A 20,813-nucleotide genomic window follows, 5' to 3' on the forward strand; every position below is an offset into this window, starting at 1 on the left:
TCCCTATGCCGTCCCCTTACTGGATCATCAATGCTCGCCTGGAGTGCGGATATGAATGGGAGCAGGGCTTGATCCGTGCTACGAAGACAGAGCTGTGCGATTTGCTGATTGAAAACGGAAAGATCAGCCGGATTGTCTCTTCCCGTGAGATTCTGGAGGATGGTCTGCCGAAAAAGGATGCGCGCGGACTGCTCATTTTGCCTTCGATGGCTGAAAAGCACATCCATTTGGAAAAGACCTACTACGGTGGACCTTGGAAGGCGACGACACCGGTAAAAAACTTGTTCGAGAGGCACGAAGAAGACAAGGGATTGTTACCAACCTATTTGAAGCAATCGCAGCAGGGAGCGGAAAACATCCTGGCCTTTCTGGTGGAAACGGGAGTCACCCACGTCCGTACGCATTGCCATGTCGATCCCCAGGCAGGGCTTGGATTTTTGGAAGGCATGCGAGGAGCTTTTGAAACGTTTGCCGGAAGAGTGTCCCACGAAATCGTTGCGTTTCCACACTACGGCATGCTTCGTACCCATGCGGAAAAGACCGTTCGGGAAGCGCTTAGGCAGGGCGCGACTCACGTAGGCGGTGTCGATCCTGGAGGGGTGGACGGCAATATCGAGAAATCGCTGCAGACCATGATCGAACTGGCTGTAGAAGCCGATGCGGATATCGACCTGCATCTGCACGACCCGGGGCATCTCGGATTATTCACGATCAAGCGGCTGGCAGCTCTGACGGAAGAGGCGGGCTGGCAAGGTCGTGTCACCGTCAGTCACGCGATGGGGCTCGGGGATGTTTCCGTGGAAGAGGCCCGAGATATAGCGCAGCAGTTAGCTGCCCTCGGCATTTCCATCGCGTCCACCGTGCCGATCAATCGCCCGACGATCCCCATCCCTTTGCTCAACGAAGCTGGCGTGGCGGTCATGCTCGGAAATGACAGTCTGACCGACAACTGGTCCCCGTTCGGGTCAGGTGACTTGCTCGAAAAAGCGGGTCGTCTCGCGGAGCGTTTTCGACTTGCAGACGAGCGTTCCCTGGGAGTCGCGCTCGGATACGTCACAGAAGGACGGATTCCGCTGGATGACGAGGGGAATCGGATCTGGCCGTTGGTGGGAGATGAGGCCAGCCTGATGGCGGTCGAAGCCTCCTGCTCGGCAGAAGCGGTGGCGAGGCGTGCCAAAAGGCGTGTGGTGCTGTATCAAGGCAATCAGGTATCCGGAGAGTGGTAGGAGTTCACGGTTACTTTTACAAAGAAAGGGTGTCGGGATAGATGTCGACAGGCTATTGGATCACCAACGTCCGCTTGGAGAGCGGATATCGCAAGGAAAATGACAAGGTCGTCGCCACTCAGACAGAGGCGGCGCATCTTTTGATCGAGGATGGCAAGATCGCGCAGATCGAATTCGGCGCACAGGCTCCCGAGACGGACCTTCCGAAGCAGGATGCTGCAGGACTTTTGGCATTGCCTTCTTTTCGGGATATGCACATCCACATCGACAAGACGTATTACGGCGGTCCGTGGAAGGCTGTCACGCCCATCAAGACGATTTTGGATCGATTGGCTGAAGAAGCGACGCTCATGACCAAGCTGCTGCCGACAGCGCAGGAGCGTGCGGAAAAAATGCTGGGGCTCTTGCTGTCCGCGGGAACGACCCATGTGCGTTCCCATTGCAACATCGATCCTTATATCGGGCTGAAAAACCTGGAGGCGACACTGGCAGCGATCGAGACGTTCCGTGGAAAGCTCAGCTGCGAGATCGTCGCATTCCCGCAGCAAGGGCTCTTGCGCAGCAACCAGGTGGAGAACATCCGCGAAGCGCTGAAAATGGGGGCGACCTACGTAGGTGGCGTCGATCCCGCGACAGTGGATCAGAACATCGAGAAGTCGCTGGCTACGGTGTTTGAACTGGCGGTCGAGGCGGACGCCCCGATCGACCTGCATCTGCACGATCCGGATCACTTGGGGATATTCACCTTCAAGCGATTGGCAAAAATGACGGAGGAGGCAGGCTGGAAGGGCAGAGTGACCATCAGCCACGCCAACTCGCTGGCTGATATCAGTCTTGGCGAAGCGGCAGAAGTTGCGGAGATGCTGGCAGAGCAAGGCATTTCCATCACCAGTACCGTGCCGGTCATCAAGCCGACCATTCCAATCCCGCTGCTGCATGAAAAAGGGGTATCGGTATCGCTGGGGGACGACAGCATCACGGACCACTGGTCGCCATTTGGCCAAGGAGACAGCCTGGAGAAAGCAGGCCGTCTAGCAGAACGCTTCCGCATGCAGGATGAGCGCTCCCTTTCCCAAGCGCTCGGCTTCATTACGGGCCACAAGACACCTTTGGACAAGGAAGGCAACCGCCAATGGCCAAACGTCGGAGATGAGGCGGATATCGTATTCCTCCATGCTGCATCGGCAGGAGAAGCCGTAGCTCGCCGTTCCAAGCGCCAAGCGGTGATGTTTAAAGGCAAGGTTGTACACGGTTCTTTGTAAGTGACAGAGTAGGCATCGACAGGAAAATGCGAAGCGTTCCCTATAGATAAAGAAAAGCGTGACCAGAAAAAAGAAAAGGGTGTCTCCAGCAGTGGAAGCTGCTTGGGGGCACCCTTTTGAACATTCGATTTGGACAAGGTTAGTGCTTATTGGAGGCGAGAGCATTTCGATCGACAGCTTGGGGCGGCTGCTCCAGCCAACCGTTTTCAATCAAGATATTTGATCCATCCTCGACATAATTTCCAACTTCTACGAGAAAACGAGCGTATTTCGTTGCCACATCATGCCTTGCGCACATAGACAGCGCATTGCCATAAGCCCTGATTCTAACTGCATACATATCCAACTTATGAAACAGCATCAAGCGATCCGAAAAAGGAGAAGAAGTGGAGGTGGTCACCAACTGATCAAGGATGGGAGGGGATGTTAAACCTTCCTCCTGCAGAATCCCGCTGAAAGTGTCGTAATGCTTGGTAGCTATTTCTTTTCCGCGCCGGAAATACGCCTTTGCCTGATTCGATTTCGCAACCTGGCTAAAGCCAACCAATACCGCTTTGCTTGTCGCATTGTTTTCAACGTTATCGTAAAGATGCGTGATCTCAAGAGCCTGCAGGGGCCGTACTCGACCAAAAAAACCATTATGATAGCTGTGTTTCTCTATAAAATCCACTGATTCAGGATAGGGAATGTAAGGCGGCCTGATTAAAAGCCCCTTTTTTAGCAAAGTCGTATTTACGAGATTAATGAGGTTGACAGTCTGATCGATACACGTTGTAAAAAACTGTCGAGTATCATCTCTTGTTACCAGAGGGATTGCGATTCCATATAGGCTTATTCCTGCCTTGGCAACATATTTCAGGTAGTGAAGGTAAAAATCATCTTCAAATAATCTGGGAGCTGTTATATCGACATCTTCCTGTGTGAATCCTACGGGAACGGGGTAGTTTTCTTTTGCAAATATTCCTTTCAGTGATTGTACAAATTGCTTAGACAATTGTATGGCGTGTTCGAGTATATTCTTGACCTCTTGATCTTTAACATGATTGAGCATGTAACTCAGCACGCAAACCGACATGGTATTTCCAACATACGTAGCCCAAATCTTGCCTTGCTCGGCGGACGTTAGTTTATCAAGATCATTTTGGGCCAAATAGGTTACTTGCTGAAGTGGACTCGTTTGCTCTTCCGCTATGGTTTCCATAAAGAACCCCTCCGTACAATGAATGTTTCCTTTAAATTCTCGCCAACCATGAACCAAACTATGTTTCCTGTTTATGGATTCTAAAAACAACCTGCAAAATATATCCGATGAGAATACCGAAAAAGCAGCATAGCATCGGTAACCATACGGGACCCAATCGTACTCCGAAAATCCGAAAAACAGGGGCATACATAACGCCTATTGTTGCGAAAAAGGCTGCGAAGGCAAATGGAAAGACGGAGTAAGGGGGAAAATCATCTGAAAAGGTATCCCGGTATGCATCATAGATACCAAACATGTATACACACGGATAAAACATCAGCCATTGAAAATCCGTCAATTGAATGGCGTTCTGAATGTCGCCTTGAAAACTTGCGATGATGATCTGGTTTAAGTGCGAATTTAGATTGATGATGAATTCCAGAGCAAGTAAGATGAATCCTTTTACGTACTTCCGATTTAAAAATTGACCAAATCCCGGTAAGGCAATACTCCACAATATTTTTTCAATTGCTGAGCTTCTCATCAATGTTCCTTCCCTGCCTTGCTATATCAGATACCCGCATGACCTCCTTATGCTTCACCTCCTCGAGTGTTAGAATTCCTGAATCGATTTATTTCATTTTTGAGAAAACATGTTAGGCAGGTACGTGCTGTTTTCTACATTTCCGAGTGAAGATAAGTGTCATTTTCCCAATAATGGTAACTTTATGTCTGCTCTTGCCGTCTGCTATATGAATGGGAAATGACAACGAGAGGGGACAGAGCCGATTACGATGGAAATGGCATGGAAATGGGGAAGTGTACTCGGAACAAGCATGCTGGAGCTGTGGGCAGCCATCCCGCTGGGGTTTGCCTTGCAGCTTCCCGCGGTTGTCACAGGCATTCTGAGTGCGATCGGAGCGATGGCCAGCGCCGGTATTGTCATCTATGTGGGAGGATCACTTCGCAGCTGGCTGATCAGGCGTTTTGAGAAAAAAGGAAAAAGACAAGGCAGTATGCTCCGCATCTGGGAGAAATACGGAGTAATCGGACTGGGACTCGTTTCTCCGCTGATAACGGGAGCGCCTCTGGGAGCGGCGATTGGGATCTCACTCGGTGCGCCGACGAGCAAGCTGATGTGGTGGATGTCTGTCGGGATCGTGATTTGGAGTGTCATCCTGACGACTGCAGTCTCCTTTGGCGTTCTCCAATTTTTTGAATGAATCTTGAAAAAGAAAAAACCCGCATTTCGCGGGTTTTTGTGTTCTCACGGTCTCACTGCTGATGCCTTCTCCAATCCTCCGAGCACAATCTTTCCTTTAAACATGACAGCAGGCCTACGGGAGCGTCTCGCTACAGCTTCAGCCGAGCAGCAGGCTTCCGCAAAAACGATGCTCGCCTCATCCCCGACCTTTGGCCACTGGCGATTTCCTTCCTTGTCCAGTGTCGTCTTTCCGCCTGTTATGAAGAACAGAGATTGAACGAGAGAACGCTCATCCACCCAGCGGTAGCGCTCGACGAGACGGTTGAGCTTTTCCAGCATGTCGCCCGTTCCATAGGGGGACCAGGAATCATAGAAGCCATCGTAGCCGAGGGCCACTCGTACCCCTTTTTCATGGAGGATCGGAACAGGTGGCATCGGGCGATTGATCGGTACCGTCGTCATGATTTGCACGCCATTTTGCGAGAGGCGCTCGGCCATCTCTGTGCTTTCCTCTGGCGACACGTCACCCAGTGCAAAGGCATGGCTGATCGCCATCCGGTTTTGCCAGCCAGCCTCTTCGGTCAAATCCAGAATGCGCTTGATCGTATAGAAGCCGAGTGTGCCAGGATCGTGCAGATGGATGTCGACATCCGCATTGGCTTCTACGGCGATGTCCATCATTTCGCGCAAGGAGCCTTCCAGTTCGTTGTCAATCCCGGCAGGGTCCAAACCGCCGACGTGGGTTGCGCCCTCGCGCATGGCTTGTCTCATGAGATCGCTGGCTTTGGTCCGCAGCAATCCTTGTTGAGGGAATGCCACGATCTCGTAGGTCATTTTATCGCTGTAAGATTCCAGAGCTTCGCGCACACCCTCGAGGTTTTTCAGACCGATAAAAGGATCGATATTGACATGCGTCCGCACATGTGTAGCTCCGCCTGCGAGCAGCCAGGAGAGCATGGCTTGTGCACGCTGCTTGGTCGTACCCGAGATCAGAGGCATTTCCTTTTCTTCAAATTGCAGGCGATCGATGAGCTTTTTCGGAGGCAAACATGATTTCCATGCTGCTCCTGCGTACGTTTTATCCAAATGGTTATGCTTTTCGACAAACGAGGGGAGAGCCAAAAGCCCATTTGCATCTTGGGTAGGCAGCGTGGTGTCCAGTGGCTGCTCCGCCGACTCGATGCGAGTGATCCGTCCGTCTTCGATAAGCAGGTGAGACAGCTCGGTGAGAGTGTGATCGACCCCATCTGGTCCTGTTTCAAAACCGCTGTCCAGGCGTACATTCGTTAACCAAAAAGCATTCGTCATGCCATGATCCGTCCCTTCGCATTCATTTCTTTCAATGGGTAATCCCTCATGAAAAAGGTGATATCACATAAATTATACGGAATATTTCGAACACGCAGTTTCAGGTTCTTTACTTTTTTTTTCATGATCTTTACGTATTGCGGGAAAAGGTCATTATTTTCGAAAAGGAGTAAAGATTGTGCAAATATGGGTAAAGCGAGTGCAACACATTTTCCAGAATATTTTTTACGATAGTCTGAGGTAGGTCTGTACACATCGATGAGAAAAAACCTTGAGGGGGAGTCGCAGAATGAAAACGAAAGTGACAGCCAAGTACGTCATCGGTTTTGATGGAGACGACCACATCATCATCCAAAATGGAGAAGTCGTATACGAGAACGACACGATTCTGTATGTCGGCCAAAAGTACGAGGGACAGGCCGACGAGGTGATCGACGCAGGCAACGCGGTGGTCAGTCCGGGATTCATCGATTTGAACGCACTGGGTGACATTGACCACGACATCGTGCATGTGGAGGTACCTGCCAGCAAATCGAAAAACCTGCTCTGGTCCGAGCAGTATTACCGCAAGGGCTACCACGAGGTCATGACACCGGAAGAAGAGGCGTTCAAATCCTTGTATGCATACAGCCAGCTGATCTTGAATGGCGTGACGACTGCGATGCCGATCACATCGGTCTTTTACAAGCGCTGGGCGGAGACGTACGAGGAGCTGGCGGCTGCCGTGGATCATGCAGGCCGTTTGGGCTTGAGAATGTACATGGGGCCAAGCTATCAGTCGGGGATGCGCGTCGTAGGGGCTAACGGCGAGATCGAGGTGCTGTGGAACGAAGACGAGGGACGTGCAGGGCTTGCGCGCGCTGTTCAATTCGTCAAGGATTTCGATGGGGCGCATAACGGGCTGATCCGGGGAATGCTCGCACCAGAACGAATCGAGACGCAGACGCCGGAAAACCTGATCAACACCAAGCGCTACAGCGAAGAGCTGGGCTGTCAGATCCGTCTGCATGCCGCACAAGGCAGCTATGAATACAACGAGATGCATCGCCGGCATAACATGTCGCCTGTCCAGTTCCTGCACAGTCTCGGCTTTCTGGGAGAGCGCACCGCAATTCCTCATGCCCATTACGTCCCGGGCTACAGCGGCGCTTCGATCGGGCAAGGGGACGACCTCGCGATTTTGCAGGAGACAGGGACGACCGTCATTCACTGCCCGCTGGTAATCGGAAGACACGGAGATGCATTGGAGACCTTTGCCCGCTATAAACGGCGCGGGATCAATATCGCGATCGGGACGGACACCTTCCCGCCGGACTTCATCCAAAACATACGGACGGCCAGCATGCTCTCCCGTCTCCTGGAGCGAGACGTCGCCGATTCGTCCTACGCGGATATTTTCCGTGCAGCCACATTGGGGGGAGCGCGCTTCCTTGGAAGAGAGGACCTTGGTCGACTGGCACCAGGAGCAAAAGCCGATTTGATCGCGATCGACCTGGATGGCTTCCACTTGGGACCGATTGAGGACCCGATCCGCACGATGATCATGTCCGGCTCTGGCCGAGACGTCAAGCTGTCGATCATCGGGGGGCGTGTCGTCATGAAGGACCGCCAGATTCCAGGACTCGATCTCGAAGAACTCAAGTGGAAAGGGCAGCGCTACTTTGAAAAAATGAGACTGGGATATGTCGAGAGAGACTACCAGCAGCTAGGGGAAGAAGCGCTGTTTACTCCTTCATTTCGGATCCAAAAGTAGTTAGCTGCAATCGAACTAGAAATAAACAAGCACAGCCTCGTTTCGTAAGAGCAGGCTGTGCTTGCTCGCTAGTTTTAGTCTTTAATCTCGATCTTCTTTGAAGTCTGGATAAATGTTCACAAGGTAGCTATGCAATTCGCCTTCAGCGTCGAGCAGGATATTCACATCTTTTACGAGCTGCTTCTTCTTGGGGGTAAAGACGACTAAGGTCTGAGGGTGCCCAGACTTCCCATCATCGGACGCAAATGGTTACATTTATTTACAAATATTTGAAATTCCATCTACAGATAATAGCTTGTCGTCAAAATCTTGCAAATCCTCGAAAAGCCCTTATAATGGTAGTTCTTGGAGGGGATTGCCGTGAAAGATCACAAATGGATTGAGCGAAACGGAAAACGTTTGTCTGCGATGATTCACATGCCCGAACATGCTGAGAATCCACCTGTCATTGTTTTTTGCCACGGATTCACCGGCGAGAAAGTAGGAGGCAACCAGTTTGTATTGCGCCTGGCCCATGCGGTCGAATCGGCAGGCTTTGCTGCTGTTCGATTCGACTTTTCTGGCTCGGGGGAAAGTGCGGGTGAATTTGCCCGAGACACCACGATCTCCGGGTGGAAGGACGATCTGAATACTGTCGTGGAGTGGGTCGCCGAACAGCCAGCTTTTCGAGAATCTCCGAAATACCTGCTCGGCCATAGTCTAGGTGGATGCATCGTACTGCTTTACGATGATGCGGCCATACCCATTGCTGGTAGGATCGCTTTGGCACCCGTCATTCATCCGCAAGAAAACTTCCATGACAGCATCCTGGGCCCAGACCTTTGGGCAGCGGCAGAGTCTGGAGAAACCATCTCTCACTTTTATGGAAAGGGCATGTCTTTGCAACCCGATTTCGTGCGTGATTTGATCCACAGCGGGCATTCCCCGTTAAAGGCGTGCCAAACCTACGGCAATCCGGTACTGCTCGTACATGGTACAGCCGATACGGCGGTGCCGGCAGAAGGCTCCCATCAATTCGCGCAAATGTATGAGGGACCCTTGGCGCTTCGCTTGATTCCCGAAGCAGACCATAGCTTCTCTCGCCAAATGGAAGAGCTGCAGGAGAACATCGTAGGATGGCTCCTTGCCCAGCGCAACGCGTGAGCTTCTGTGCCTATACACAATAAATGAGCCCGATTCCTCGGACAAACGAGGAGTCGGGCTTTCTTTACGTTGACCGGCTGGCCGAGCCTGGCTCTGAAAAACGAGAGGTGATGAACTCGCAAAATTTGCGAGCCGCCAGTGACAGGTAGCGTTTCTCGTGCCAGATCATTTGAAAATGGCGCTGGCAAACCGGTTCTGAGATCGGAAGCAAGACCAGCTGGGGATCTACCTCTTTACTGACGCAGCCAAAGAGAGCTACACCGAGTCCGGCACGAACCAATTTTAAAATGGAGGCGGGATGGTCTACCCGACAGGCGAATTTCGGCGTGAAGCCAGCTTGCCGGAAAAATGGATCGTACAATTTTTGGGCGGGCAGTTCCTCTTTGTACCCGATAAACGGGTCGTTTGCCACGTCTTGCAGCCGGATACTGCTCTCCTGGGCCAAGCGATGGCTGCTTTGGACCGCGACATAGATCTCTTCCTTCACTACCGTCGTTGTAGAAATGTCCGGGTGCTTGAGCGGCAGGTGGTGAAGCAAATGTCGACTTCGCCTGATTCCAAAAGAATGGCCATTTCGTCGGCAGTTGCTTGTGAGATCTGAAAATGGACGTCAGGATGAAGCGACAAAAACATGCCCAACGGCTCTGATAGGAGATCCAGTGCTGATGTCGCCAGATGGATGCTTCCATGCTCCAGACCTGCGAGCTCGGATACCACCTTTTGCCCTTCCTCTAGCAGATTGAGGGCTTTATCTACCCGCTCCAAGTAGGCCTTTCCAAACGTATTGAGCCGAATTCTTCCGCGTTCCCGGTCAAAGAGAGGGACGCCAATATCCTCTTCCAGCCGGGCGATCGTCTTGCTGAGGGCAGGTTGGGCGATCCGCAGTTCTTGGGCAGCTTTTGTCATGTGCTGCCACCTCGCCACCGTCCTGAAATAATGCAGTTGCAACAGTTCCATGAGGAGTTCACTCCATATACTCAAGGTTATAGACTGCATATAAGAAGATATATTTTCGTTTATTCTGAAACGATTATAAAATACAACAAGCAAGGCTAACAATCACCTTCCCGGGGAGAAATCTGGTTGATGTGAGGTGCTTTTTCCCATGCAAGCTGAATTCCAATCACATGCTGGTGACAAATTGATTCGCATACTCGTGTTTACGCTGATGATCACGGTGATGAGTGCCACGATGTTCAATATCGTGCTGCCGCAGATCAGGAGCGATTTTCATTTGACGTTAAGCCAGGTTAGCTGGGTGACTTCCGCGTATTTGCTGATCTATGCGGTGGGAACCGTGATATACGGGAAGCTGGCTGATTCCTGCAAGCTTAAGAATTTGCTTACATTCGGGCTGCTCTTGTTTGCTTGCGGCTCGATCATCGGTTTTTTTGCCCACGACTATGGGACGGTGCTCCTCGGCCGGGTGGTTCAAGCGGTAGGTGCCGCAGTGGTGCCGGCGACTTCTACCTTGATTCCGATCCGTTATTTTCCCCCCGAAAAGCGAGGGAGGGCTTTGGGTATCTCGATGACAGGCATGGCGATTGGGAGTGCTTTAGGCCCGGTGATTGCCGCTGTTCTCGTCAGTTTGCTCGACTGGAGATGGCTGTTCTGCATACCTGTCTTTACGTTGGTAGCAGTTCCCTTCTATCGAAAATATTTGGAGGAGGAGAAGACGGCGTCAGGAAAAATGGACTGGATGGGTGGCGGACTCCTTGCCGCAACCGTTGCCTTGCTGCTGCTTGCGATCACGAATCAGAGCTTGTTCCTCGCCCTCGGATTCGTTTTGGCACTATGCCTGTTCCTGATCAGAATACGTACAGCGGCAGAGCCGTTTATCCGTCCCGGCTTATTTCGCAGCAAGCGTTTTTCGCTCGGTTTGGCTATTGCCTTTTTGATGACAGGGGGAGGGTATTCGCTCTATTTCCTGAGTCCGCAGCTGTTGGTCAATGTGAATCACCTGGCACCGGGCATGATTGGATTTTTTATGGTGCCTGCCGCTGTTGTGACCGCGTTTCTGGGCAGAAAAGGGGGGCGTCTGGCAGATAAAAAGGGAAATTCGTATGTATTTTACATGGCTTCAGCCCTGCTCCTGACATGCTTCGCCCTCCTATCCACCTTCGCAGGGGTATCTCCCGTATTCATAGCGTTCTTCCTCATTTTGGGGAATGTCGGTACATCGTTTATGATGATTGCCCTGTCCAATGCGATCTCGCAGTCGTTGCCAAAGGAGCATGCCGGTGTAGGGATGGGACTCATGTCGATGCTGAACTTTATTGCGGGAGCACTCTCGGCAACCTTGTACAGCAAAACAATCGACGGTGGCTCGGAAATTAGCTGGAATCTGCTGCAGATCCATCCAGGGGCGTACGCCTACAGCAATATTTACTCGGCTTTAGGGATCCTGATCATGTGCCTTACCAGCCTGTACTACATTCAATTCGGCCGTGTAAAACCAAATCAAAGTGCTTCAGAAAAAGGAGGGCATGAATGAAAGCCGTTGCATTCTCTGAATACGGACCGCCGCAGGTATTGCAGGTAATCGAGATGGATGCTCCGCAGGTGGGGCCAGGTGAGGTGAGGATCAGGATAAAGGCGGCAGGTGTCCTGCCCTATGACTGCAAAGTCCGAAGTGGCTGGATTCCCCCGACGCTGACCGTGCATTTTCCGCAAGTGCTCGGAAACGAATTTGCTGGGATCATCGATCAAGTAGGAGCAGACGTCACACAGTTTGCTGTCGGGGATGAGGTGCTGGGCTTCACTTTGCTGAAGGGCTACGCGGAATATGTACTTGCTGCACCGGAGCAGATCGTGCACAAGCCAAAGAATATGCCGTGGGAGATCGCAGGTGGATTTTCCGGCAATGGCCAAGGCGCTCACATGGCTTTGCAGGCATTGAACGTGAAAGCGGGAGAAACCGTACTCATTCATGCAGCCGCGGGTGGATTCGGTACATTTGCTGTGCAGCTGGCACTGGCTTGGGGAGCGGGGATGGTAATCGGAACGGCGAGCGAGCAAAATCATGATTATGTTCGCAAGCTGGGGGCGATACCGGTCCGTTACGGAGACGGGCTGCTCGATCGAGTACGGGCGATCGCCCCTGATGGAGTGGACGCTGCTCTGGATGCAGCAGGTCCGGAAGCGCTGAGAGCATCGGTGGAGCTCGTCCCAGATAAGGAGCGAATCCGCACGATGGTAGCTGTGGACCTGGCGCAAAAACTGCAAATCCCTGCGCTCTTTGGCACGCGAACTGTGGCGAGACTGGCGGAGCTGGTGGATCTGTACGCTCGAGGAAAGCTGAATATTCATATCCGCAAAGCTTACAGATTCGATGAGGCGGCCGACGCTCATCGAGCTGTGGAGAGCGGCCATGGTCAAGGAAAAGTCGTGCTCGTTACGGAGTAAATGTTGATTGATCAAATAATGTTTTTCAGAAAGCAGCATTGACAAGGTCAGCCAAAGCGAATAAAATTTCAAACAACAATAACAATACAACGCGACGAACGGGAATAGTAAGTGGTCGGATCTGTAAAGAGAGCTGCGGGACGGTGCAACGCAGACAGAGAAGCCAGTGAAGCTCGCCCGGGAGCGGCAGGACTGAATCCGATGTAGCGCTGCATCGAAAGAGTAGGTCCTGACGGCTAACCTCCGTGATCGGGTGGTACGGATCAGTTTGGATCCGTGCATGAGGTGGACTTTACGGCATACGGCCAAAGTCAACGAGAGTGGTACCGCGATAGACATGGTCTGTCGTCTCTTCGATAGAGACGGCAGGCCTTTTTGTTTTCTTAACAGCATAATTCAAACGCGAAGAACGGGAGCTAGTAAAGCGAATTTCTTGTCCAGAGAGCTGCGGGAAGGTGCGACGCAGTCAGGAAATGCTTGAATCTCACCCGGGAGCGGCGAGGTTGAATACCAGCGAGGCTGGCAGCTAGACCTTGACGGATCCCCCACGTCATCGGGGCAACGAAGTGGATTCCTTGAAAAAGGATCAATGAGAGTGGTACCGCGGCGGCTGACGAGCCTGTCGTCTCTTGCATGAGAGACGGCGGGCTTTTTTTGTTCCCCAAATCAAACAACAACCCAAATGAGGAGGCAATACCCATGACAAAACGAATCCATATTTTCGATACGACACTGCGCGACGGTGAACAAGCACCAGGCGCATCCCTGCATCCCGAACAAAAGATTGTGATTGCCAAGCAGCTGGCCCAGCTCGGTGTCGATGTCATCGAACCAGGGTTTCCGATATCCAGTCCCGGTGACTTCATGGCGGTGCAGCGCATTTCACAAGAGGTGCACGGTGTGGAGATCTGTGGATTCGCCCGCGCCGTGAAGGAAGACATCGATGCAGCGGTACGTGCCACCCAAGCAGCGGAGCGCCGCAGGCTGCACATGTTCCTCTCGTCCTCGAACATCCACCTCGACTTCCAGCTGCGCAAATCCAGAGAGCAGGTGATCCAGATCGCCCGCGCCATGATCGCGTACGGAAAACAGTTCGTGGATCGGATCGAATTTTCTCCGATGGATGCGACGCGCACAGGGGATGAGTTCCTCTTTGAGATGATCGAGGCGGCGATCGAGGAAGGGGCGACGATCATCAACATTCCGGATACAGTCGGATACGCGCTGCCGGAAGAGTACGGAGCGATGTTCACCCGGGTCATGAAAAATGTCCGCGGGAGCGACAAAGTGGAATTTAGCGCCCACTGCCACAATGACCTCGGCCTGGCGGTTGCGAACAGTCTCGCTGCCATCCGCGCGGGCGTGACCCAAGTCGAGGTTACCGTAAATGGCGTGGGAGAGCGTGCAGGCAACTGCTCCCTGGAAGAGCTGGTGATGGCGATCGAGACGCGCAAGGAAGCGCTGGATGCCGAGACAGGGATCAGACCGGAGCATATCTACACGACTTCGCAAAAGGTGAGCCGTGCCATGAGCTTCCCGATTGCTTTCAATAAGCCGATTGTAGGTCGCAATGCCTTTCAGCATGAAGCGGGAATTCATCAGGACGGCCTGTTGAAAGAACGCAGCACATACGAGATCATGGATCCGGAGAAGCTGGGCGTACCTCGCAATATGATCATTCTCGGCAAGCATTCCGGGCGGCACGCCATCAAGCATCGGGTCAGCGAGTTTGGCGTGCAGCTGACCGATGAACAGATGGAGACCTTGTACGCGCAGTTTAAAGAACTGGCCGACAAGCAAAAGGTCGTACAGGATCACCAGCTGCTCGAGCTGGTCGGACATACGGTGAATGCGGTATTGGAGCCGTTTACCCTCGTCAGTGCACAAGTGCTGACAGGTACCTCAGGAAATCGAATGGCATCTTGCACGATTACAAACAACGCCACGCGGGAAGAACAGACGTACTCCGGCACAGGCGAAGGTCCGGTAGAAGCCCTGGTCGCGGGAATCAAGCAGGCGCTGCCGATCGAGGTGGAGTTCACAGACATGGAGCTGTATTCCTTGTCTTCCGGGGAGCATGCGACAGGGGAAGCCATCGTCACAGTCAGCGCAAACGGCAGTCATTTCAAAGGCGTCTCGGAGCATCGCGATGTTCTGATGGCGGTGGCGCAAGCGTTTATGGCTGCGAGCAATCAGGCCGTGCGTGATTACGAAGCGAGGTACGCTGCCCACGACCAGGAGCGGGTGGAGGCTTTCTTCTCCTGATCCGAAAAGAACGTTCTATGCTCAGCCTAAAAAAGACAGCCTGCACTTGGATGCAGGCTGTTTTTTTGGTTTATGGCCTCATTTCGGCCTGACGCTGCATTTCGGCGAAGTAGCGGATGACGTAATCGCGGAACGTACGTGAGGCTGCAGACAGATACCGGTCATGGCGCCAAGCCAATTGGTAAGTGCGCAGGCACAGAGGCTTTTCGATGCGGATGAGGCGCATGGAACTCACCTTGTCTCCGAGAGTCTCCGGCAAGAAAGCGATCCCGATTCCCGCATGCAGGAAGTGACCCACGGCTGAATGCTCATCGACTTCGCATACCAGATTCGGCTCAAACCCGGCCTCTTTGCAAAAAGCATCCGTCATCGCGCGAAACGGATTCCCTTCCTTGATGCAAATGAATGGCTCGTGTGCCACCTCTGCCAGATCGATACGCTCCCGGCTGGCCAAGCGATGGGTGAGGGGAACGGCGAGCATGATTTCCTCGGTCAAGATGTTAACCCCATCGATCCCGTCCTGCTCAAGCGGGGGAAAGGTAATGCAAAAGTCGATTTCGCCGCTTTGGAGCTGCTGCACTTTTTCCTCTGGTGATGCTTGGGTAATGCGCATCTGGACGCCTTGATGCACAGAAAGAAAGCTTCCGATCATGTCCGAGAAGCATTTGTGGGTCGTCGTGGCGAGCATGACCCGTCCGCGCTCCATTCCCGCCATATCGATGAGCTCCCGCTGTCCTTCTTCCAGCAGGCTGAGTGCCCCCTCCACTTTTTTCAGGAAGGCTTTGCCATACGCATTGAGCTTAATTTGTCGTCCATTCCGATCGAACAAAGGGACGCCGACATGCTCTTCCAGACGCGAGATGGTCTTGCTTAGGGCAGGCTGAGCAATGTGCAGCTCCTGGGCAGCCTTTGTCATGTGCTCCAGCCTGGCAACCTTGCAAAAGTATTGCAGCTGTAACAGTTCCATACGTTGCACTTCCTCTCATATACCCGAGTGTATGAAGAGATAAGGAAGGATATATTTTTGTTTATGTAAGAGTGATTGTAAAATAATTTCTGCAAGCCGACAACAGAATTACGGCAAAATCGGCGCGGAATAACAGTGGAGAGTAGAGAGGATGATGGCGGATGAAAGCAGCTGGAATCTTGTCGTTTGGCGGTCCGGAAGTGCTGCGCTTGCTCGAGGTAGACACCCCTGTGGCGAATGAAAATCAAGTGAGGGTCCGCGTAAAGGCAGCAGGTGTGCAGCCCTTTGATTTGTCCGTCCGCAGCGGTTGGACTCCCCCGGGAGGAGCAGTCCGTTTTCCCCAGATTTTGGGCAATGAATTTGCTGGAGTCGTGGATCAAGTGGGGGATGCGGTAACCGGATTTGCTGCGGGAGACGAAGTCATGGGTTTTCAAGTACTGGGCTGCCAGGCTGAGTATGTCGTTGTGGCGCCCGATCAGTTGGTCAAAAAGCCGCAGCGAATGCCGTGGGAGGAAGCGGCCGTTCTTTCAGCTTCCGGCCAAACGGCGCATACAGCCTGAGAAGTGCTCGGGGTTAGCGCAGGGGAGACCGTGCTGGTCCATGCGGCTGCCGGCGGTGTCGGGACCTTCGCCGTACAGATCGCCCGAGCGTACGGCGCGACTGTCATTGGCACGGCAAGCGAGGGGAACCATGAGTATCTCCGCTCATTGGGAGTCATACCGATCAGCTATGGCAGTGGATTCGTGGATCGGGTGAGAGCAGTCGCTCCGAAAGGGGTAGACGCTGCCTTGGACGCGGTTGGGGGAGAGGCATTGGCTGCTTCCTTGGAAGTCGTGAAGCAAAAAGAGCGGATTGGAACGATCGTGGAATTTGAGCAGGCGACTCAGCTTGGTGTCCGTGCCATTCGCAGCCAGCGCTCTGCTGATCGCCTGCAGCACCTGGTTGATTTGTACAATCGTGATCAGCTTCGCATCACCATCCGCCAAAGCTTTCCGCTCCATCTGGCCGCAAAGGCTCATCAAGAGCTGGAATCCGGACATGGACGAGGCAAGGTGGTGATCGTAATCGAGTAAACGCATCTCAATTGAAAAAAGCCCAGTCAATCGACTATCCAAAGCCGTGACTGGGCATTTTTATTCCACTTCCTGGATGGGGAGGACGATTTTGATGCCGAGCCCTCCTTTTGTCGGGAGGTAGGCCTGGATATGGCCATCCTGTTTTTCGATCATGCCTTTGCAGATGGCAAGCCCCAGTCCACTGCCGTTTTTCACCTTGGAACGAGCTTTGTCGACCCGGTAGAACGGTTCGAAAATCCTGGTCAGCTCCTCCTCTGGTACGCCTGGTCCGTTATCCTCCAGCTCGAATACCGCCTTCCGATTGTCTGTATAGACCCGAAAGCAGATGCGGACGTAGCTCTGCGCATACGCATGATTCAGAGAGTTGTGAATGATATTGGCAAACACCCGGCGAATTCGCTGCTCATCGACGAACAAGGACGGATTGCCCTCGATGGAGCTGATGTAACTGATTTCTGCTGAAAAGGTTGGCAACTCCTCCTCGTACTCGGAAGCAATCGATCTTGCAAAAGAAGCGAGAGAGACCTTTTTGCGGACGAGCAGCGGATGGTTGGCGTTTGAGACATACTCCGACAAGTCCTGCGTCAGCTTTTCGATTTCAGTTGCTTTGCGAAAAATGATCTGGTAGTATTCCTGTCTTTTTTCCTCTGATTGGACACGGCCTTTCATGAGGCGTTCGATGTATCCTTTGATCGAGGTCAAGGGTGTCTTCAGGTCGTGTGAGATCGCTGCCATCGCTGCCGTTTGCTTTCGCTTTTCCATCGACAAGGTTTCATTCGCCTGAATCAGGGATGTGTAGATTTTCTCCCACTGCATTTCATTCGAATAACAGTGCAGATCGGTCTGGAAGAGCTCGCTATGCTTTTGGTAGAACGTCACGAGGGGCAGCATCGCCAGCTTTCTGCTGTAAATCCCCAGGAAAATGGTAGACAGACAAAATAACAGTACGCATACACCCAGAATGTTGCTGGAGGACTGGAGAGGGCGCAGCATTTCCCACGTGACCGGATGGGTAAAGGTAAATACGTATCGATGCTTCTCATCCGTGTATTGGTCATCCTGAAGCGTGACCGAGAATATGTTGTGCGAAAGCGAATCGGCAGTGACGGACTTCGCGGTGACTCGATCATACATGCTGATGCGCATGGAGTGATCCTGCGCGTAGCTGTACAGAAACTCGCGTGTCTCGTCTCCATTTCCGCGTTGCGCGTTGATCAGGTTGATAAATTGCCGGTCTGCTTGCTGAAACTGATGACGCTGGTTTTCCCATTCAGTGGCAAAGTCCGCAATTTCGAATTTCCAATAATAAATGCCGAGAATGAAAAGATTGAGTAAAAGGACGATGCAATGGGCAATGAGCATTTTTAGCTGAATGTGATGTTTCACTGCATATCACCGACAAATTTGTATCCGATACCCCACACGGTTTTAATGTAGTGCTTGTCATGCTCCAGCTTGGAGCGCAAATTCTTGATGTGGACGGTCACCGTATTGATATCGCCAAACTCGCTTTCTCCCCAGATGGCATTGTATATCTGCTCCCGGCTCAATACCCGATTCGCGTTCTCCGCCAAATACAGCAGAATTTGAAATTCCTTCGTGGACAACTCTACCCGTTTGTCGTGGTGAAAGACTTCGAAGGTGTCTTTATTTATCGTCAATGACCCACTGTGAATCGACTTGGTAGCAGTTATGTATCGATTTTCCCGGCGCAGATGCGCACGGACACGGGCGATCAATTCGGAGATGCTGAATGGCTTCAGGATATAATCGTCGGCGCCGACCTCAAGGCCGATGACCCGATCCAGCTCCCGATCCTTTGCACTGAGAAAGAGGATGGGAATGTTGACGGAATTGCGTATCTTCCGGCAGACGTCCAGGCCATCCATCTCCGGCATCATGATATCGAGCAGGATCAAGGAAAGCGATGGGTCGAGCGCTTTTTCCAGCGCTTCTTTTCCGTTTTGGGCCTCGATTGTGAGGAAGCCCTCGTCCTGGAAGCTTTCGGCGAGCAGACGCACGATATCCGGATCATCATCTGCAATTAAAATGGTGGGGCTAGTCATCTACCATAACCTCCTTATTCACTATTATTATAAATAGTAACGCTTCTTTGGAATATAAGGAGTAAATGCCTTCATAGTAAAAAAAAGGCGCTCCCGAATTGCGGAGCACCTTTTCTGTTTAGGCGACTACTTAGCTTTTTCTGTCATCGTCGCTTTGTACTGGGAAGTTCATCCAGCCGCCACCGAGTGAGAAAGGAGCGTCAGTTGCCGTAACAGCAGGGGTAGTTGTGGAAGTCTCAGTTGTAGCAGCAGTGCCATCAGTAGTCGATGGAACAGGTGCAACTTCTTCCGTAACTGGATTAATGATGTTGTGATTTTCACTGACAAAGCTGCTGAAGAAGCTGGCAGTATTTTCTTTTTCGCCTGGCTCGCTAGCAGCGAATGCTGGAACAGCCAAAGAAGCAGTAACAGCCATTACAGCTGTGAGTGTGAGAAAACGACAGGTTTTTTTCATGGTTTTCATCCTCCATCCATCCCTTTCCCCAAGGGAGATCATCTTCATCTCCAGTTATAAAGGACATTTCTGTAATAGCTCTGAAAAAAGTATGAAGGTTTATGAAGAAATGATGGAGTACAAGCCTGAAAGTGTTATTTTATCCAAAATCTTTATTTTCGGAATAAACTTACGCTAGAAATCGTTCGAAATAGTTGATATTTTATTAATAATTATGTAGTACTTAGAGTGTAGGATTTAAATTTGAGGGAGATGTAGAAGATGGAGTGTCAGTTAACAGTTACTCTGACAGAACAGAGAAAAGAAAAGCCTGCTAGTGACAAGCTCGGGTTCGGTGTGCATTTTACCGACCACATGTTCACAATGGACTACACAGAAGGAAAAGGCTGGCACGATCCGCAAATCGTACCGTATTCCCCGCTCACACTCGATCCGGCAGCAATGGTGTTCCACTACGGCCAAGCTGTATTCGAGGGATTGAAGGCTTACCGCAACCATGAAGACAAAGCGTGGTTGTTCAGACCCGATCAAAATTTCAAAAGAATGAATCGTTCCCTGAGCCGCCTCAGCATGCCGCTCATTGATGAGGCATTCATGCTGGAAGCGCTGAAGCAATTGGTTGCCACTGAAAAAGAGTGGATTCCGACCGAAAGCGGAACTTCCCTATACATTCGTCCGTTTGTGATCGCGACAGAGCCATGCTTTGGCGTTCGCGCTTCGCATACGTATAAATTCATCGTGCTCCTGTCCCCAGTGGGTGCTTACTACTCCGGAGGCATGAAGCCGGTCAAAATTTATGTGGAAAACAACTACGTCCGTGCCGTTCGAGGCGGGACAGGCAACGCGAAAGTTGCCGGGAACTACGCGGGAAGCCTGAAAGCACAAGAGGAAGCAAAGGAAAAAGGATACGAGCAAGTCTTGTGGCTGGACGGAATTGAAAACAAATACGTAGAAGAAGTAGGCAGCATGAACGTCTTCTTTAAAGTTAAGGGAGAGGTGTGGGTCCCAGCCCTGAATGGCAGCATTTTGGAGGGGATCACACGGGATTCCACGATCCATATGCTGAAGGATTGGGGAGTTCCAGTCGTCGAGAAACGCATTTCGATGGAAGAGCTGTACGAGGCGTACACAAAAGGGGAGCTCGAGGAAGCGTTCGGAACGGGTACAGCAGCCGTCATTTCCCCGATCGGCGAGATGAACTGGAATGGCCACCAAATGATCATCAATGGAGAGCAGACGGGTGAATTGACCTCCAAGCTCTATGAACAAATGACCGGCATCCAGTACGGACTCGTGGAAGACAAGTATGGATGGGCAGTAGAAGTAACGAAATAAGGAAACAGCAAGGCGAAAGAGCAGGCACAGTCGCCCTCTAATTGGGGGTGGCTGTGCTTTTTTGTTCCTATCGATCAAAAGTTTATGATCGTAAAAAATAGGAATGGTAAAAATATTGAAAAGAAAGGTAAAGATAGTTGAAAGAAAAAAGTTAGAAAATTATTAA

18 protein-coding genes, 1 pseudogene and 2 other annotated features are annotated in these 20,813 nt (G+C 51.8%); of the genes and pseudogenes, 11 read left to right on the plus strand and 8 right to left on the minus strand.

Features of this window, described 5'->3' with window-relative positions:
* The first annotated feature begins 5 nt into the window (after window positions 1-5).
* Window positions 6-1,226, plus strand: coding sequence for an amidohydrolase (locus JNE38_RS08580; RefSeq protein WP_203356169.1), 1,221 nt, complete (start codon window positions 6-8; stop codon window positions 1,224-1,226).
* 41 nt (window positions 1,227-1,267) lie between these two features.
* Window positions 1,268-2,488 (plus strand): amidohydrolase family protein, encoded by a 1,221-nt coding sequence (locus tag JNE38_RS08585; protein WP_203356170.1) that lies wholly within the window; start codon window positions 1,268-1,270, stop codon window positions 2,486-2,488.
* Between the two features lie 139 nt (window positions 2,489-2,627).
* On the opposite strand, the gene JNE38_RS08590 is transcribed toward JNE38_RS08585, so the two are convergent.
* Together JNE38_RS08590 and JNE38_RS08595 are read right to left on the minus strand one after the other, a co-directional pair.
* Complete coding sequence (locus tag JNE38_RS08590) at window positions 2,628-3,689, minus strand: DUF3231 family protein (RefSeq protein WP_203356171.1); 1,062 nt, start codon at window positions 3,687-3,689, stop codon at window positions 2,628-2,630.
* A gap of 58 nt (window positions 3,690-3,747) precedes the next feature.
* Entirely contained in the window at window positions 3,748-4,215 is a 468-nt protein-coding gene (locus JNE38_RS08595) for a hypothetical protein (protein ID WP_203356172.1), read from the minus strand.
* Window positions 4,216-4,465: 250 nt separating this feature from the next.
* Here JNE38_RS08595 and JNE38_RS08600 point away from each other — a divergent pair, with 250 nt between their 5' ends.
* Complete coding sequence (locus JNE38_RS08600) at window positions 4,466-4,894, plus strand: small multi-drug export protein (RefSeq protein ID WP_203356173.1); 429 nt, start codon at window positions 4,466-4,468, stop codon at window positions 4,892-4,894.
* Window positions 4,895-4,938: 44 nt separating this feature from the next.
* Here the strand turns inward: JNE38_RS08600 and JNE38_RS08605 are convergent, their stop codons facing one another.
* Window positions 4,939-6,183, minus strand: a complete 1,245-nt coding sequence (locus JNE38_RS08605; protein ID WP_203356174.1) for an amidohydrolase family protein — start codon at window positions 6,181-6,183, stop codon at window positions 4,939-4,941.
* Between the two features lie 289 nt (window positions 6,184-6,472).
* Here JNE38_RS08605 and JNE38_RS08610 point away from each other — a divergent pair, with 289 nt between their 5' ends.
* Window positions 6,473-7,936, plus strand: coding sequence for an amidohydrolase family protein (locus tag JNE38_RS08610; protein WP_203356175.1), 1,464 nt, complete (start codon window positions 6,473-6,475; stop codon window positions 7,934-7,936).
* A 360-nt stretch (window positions 7,937-8,296) separates the two neighbouring features.
* Window positions 8,297-9,079: an alpha/beta hydrolase family protein gene (locus tag JNE38_RS08615; RefSeq protein ID WP_203356176.1), complete on the plus strand. Its 783-nt coding sequence runs from the start codon at window positions 8,297-8,299 to the stop codon at window positions 9,077-9,079.
* Window positions 9,080-9,143: 64 nt separating this feature from the next.
* On the opposite strand, the pseudogene JNE38_RS08620 reads toward JNE38_RS08615, so the two are convergent.
* Window positions 9,144-10,036, minus strand: a pseudogene (locus tag JNE38_RS08620) (LysR family transcriptional regulator).
* Window positions 10,037-10,184: 148 nt separating this feature from the next.
* On the opposite strand from JNE38_RS08620, the gene JNE38_RS08625 reads away from it, so the two are divergent.
* The 3 genes from JNE38_RS08625 to JNE38_RS08635 all read left to right on the plus strand — a co-directional run bounded on the left by JNE38_RS08625 (window position 10,185) and on the right by JNE38_RS08635 (window position 14,749).
* Window positions 10,185-11,573 carry an MFS transporter gene (locus JNE38_RS08625; RefSeq protein ID WP_203356177.1) on the plus strand — a complete coding sequence of 463 codons (1,389 nt, stop codon included), beginning with the start codon at window positions 10,185-10,187 and terminating at the stop codon, window positions 11,571-11,573.
* The gene (locus JNE38_RS08630) at window positions 11,570-12,484 is read left to right on the plus strand and encodes an NADP-dependent oxidoreductase (RefSeq protein ID WP_203356178.1); all 915 of its coding nucleotides are present in this window, start codon (window positions 11,570-11,572) and stop codon (window positions 12,482-12,484) included. The genes JNE38_RS08625 and JNE38_RS08630 overlap by 4 nt, the downstream gene beginning before the upstream one ends.
* An 85-nt stretch (window positions 12,485-12,569) precedes the next feature.
* Window positions 12,570-12,840 (plus strand) — a binding site (T-box leader).
* A gap of 40 nt (window positions 12,841-12,880) precedes the next feature.
* Window positions 12,881-13,117, plus strand: a binding site (T-box leader).
* Window positions 13,118-13,183: 66 nt separating this feature from the next.
* Window positions 13,184-14,749 carry a 2-isopropylmalate synthase gene (locus tag JNE38_RS08635; protein ID WP_203356179.1) on the plus strand — a complete coding sequence of 522 codons (1,566 nt, stop codon included), beginning with the start codon at window positions 13,184-13,186 and terminating at the stop codon, window positions 14,747-14,749.
* Window positions 14,750-14,819: 70 nt separating this feature from the next.
* Here the strand turns inward: JNE38_RS08635 and JNE38_RS08640 are convergent, their stop codons facing one another.
* Window positions 14,820-15,716 (minus strand): LysR family transcriptional regulator, encoded by an 897-nt coding sequence (locus tag JNE38_RS08640; protein ID WP_203356180.1) that lies wholly within the window; start codon window positions 15,714-15,716, stop codon window positions 14,820-14,822.
* Window positions 15,717-15,877: 161 nt separating this feature from the next.
* On the opposite strand from JNE38_RS08640, the gene JNE38_RS31065 reads away from it, so the two are divergent.
* Window positions 15,878-16,276, plus strand: a complete 399-nt coding sequence (locus JNE38_RS31065) for an alcohol dehydrogenase catalytic domain-containing protein (RefSeq protein ID WP_343071575.1) — start codon at window positions 15,878-15,880, stop codon at window positions 16,274-16,276.
* Between the two features lie 30 nt (window positions 16,277-16,306).
* Window positions 16,307-16,789, plus strand: a complete 483-nt coding sequence (locus JNE38_RS31070) for a zinc-binding dehydrogenase (protein ID WP_343071577.1) — start codon at window positions 16,307-16,309, stop codon at window positions 16,787-16,789.
* A gap of 60 nt (window positions 16,790-16,849) precedes the next feature.
* Here the strand turns inward: JNE38_RS31070 and JNE38_RS08650 are convergent, their stop codons facing one another.
* The 3 genes from JNE38_RS08650 to JNE38_RS08660 form a co-directional block, all read right to left on the minus strand.
* On the minus strand, window positions 16,850-18,178 hold the full coding sequence (locus tag JNE38_RS08650) for a sensor histidine kinase (protein WP_203356181.1): 1,329 nt from the start codon (window positions 18,176-18,178) through the stop codon (window positions 16,850-16,852).
* Window positions 18,175-18,858, minus strand: coding sequence for a response regulator transcription factor (locus JNE38_RS08655; protein ID WP_203356182.1), 684 nt, complete (start codon window positions 18,856-18,858; stop codon window positions 18,175-18,177). The genes JNE38_RS08650 and JNE38_RS08655 overlap by 4 nt, the downstream gene beginning before the upstream one ends.
* A 130-nt stretch (window positions 18,859-18,988) precedes the next feature.
* Complete coding sequence (locus JNE38_RS08660; RefSeq protein ID WP_203356183.1) at window positions 18,989-19,321, minus strand: hypothetical protein; 333 nt, start codon at window positions 19,319-19,321, stop codon at window positions 18,989-18,991.
* 252 nt (window positions 19,322-19,573) lie between these two features.
* On the opposite strand from JNE38_RS08660, the gene JNE38_RS08665 reads away from it, so the two are divergent.
* A complete protein-coding gene (locus JNE38_RS08665; RefSeq protein ID WP_203356184.1) occupies window positions 19,574-20,647 on the plus strand; it encodes a branched-chain amino acid aminotransferase in 1,074 nt (357 codons plus the stop codon).
* Window positions 20,648-20,813: the final 166 nt, after the last annotated feature.

This window comes from Brevibacillus choshinensis (genome assembly GCF_016811915.1).
Classification (GTDB): domain Bacteria; phylum Bacillota; class Bacilli; order Brevibacillales; family Brevibacillaceae; genus Brevibacillus; species Brevibacillus choshinensis_A.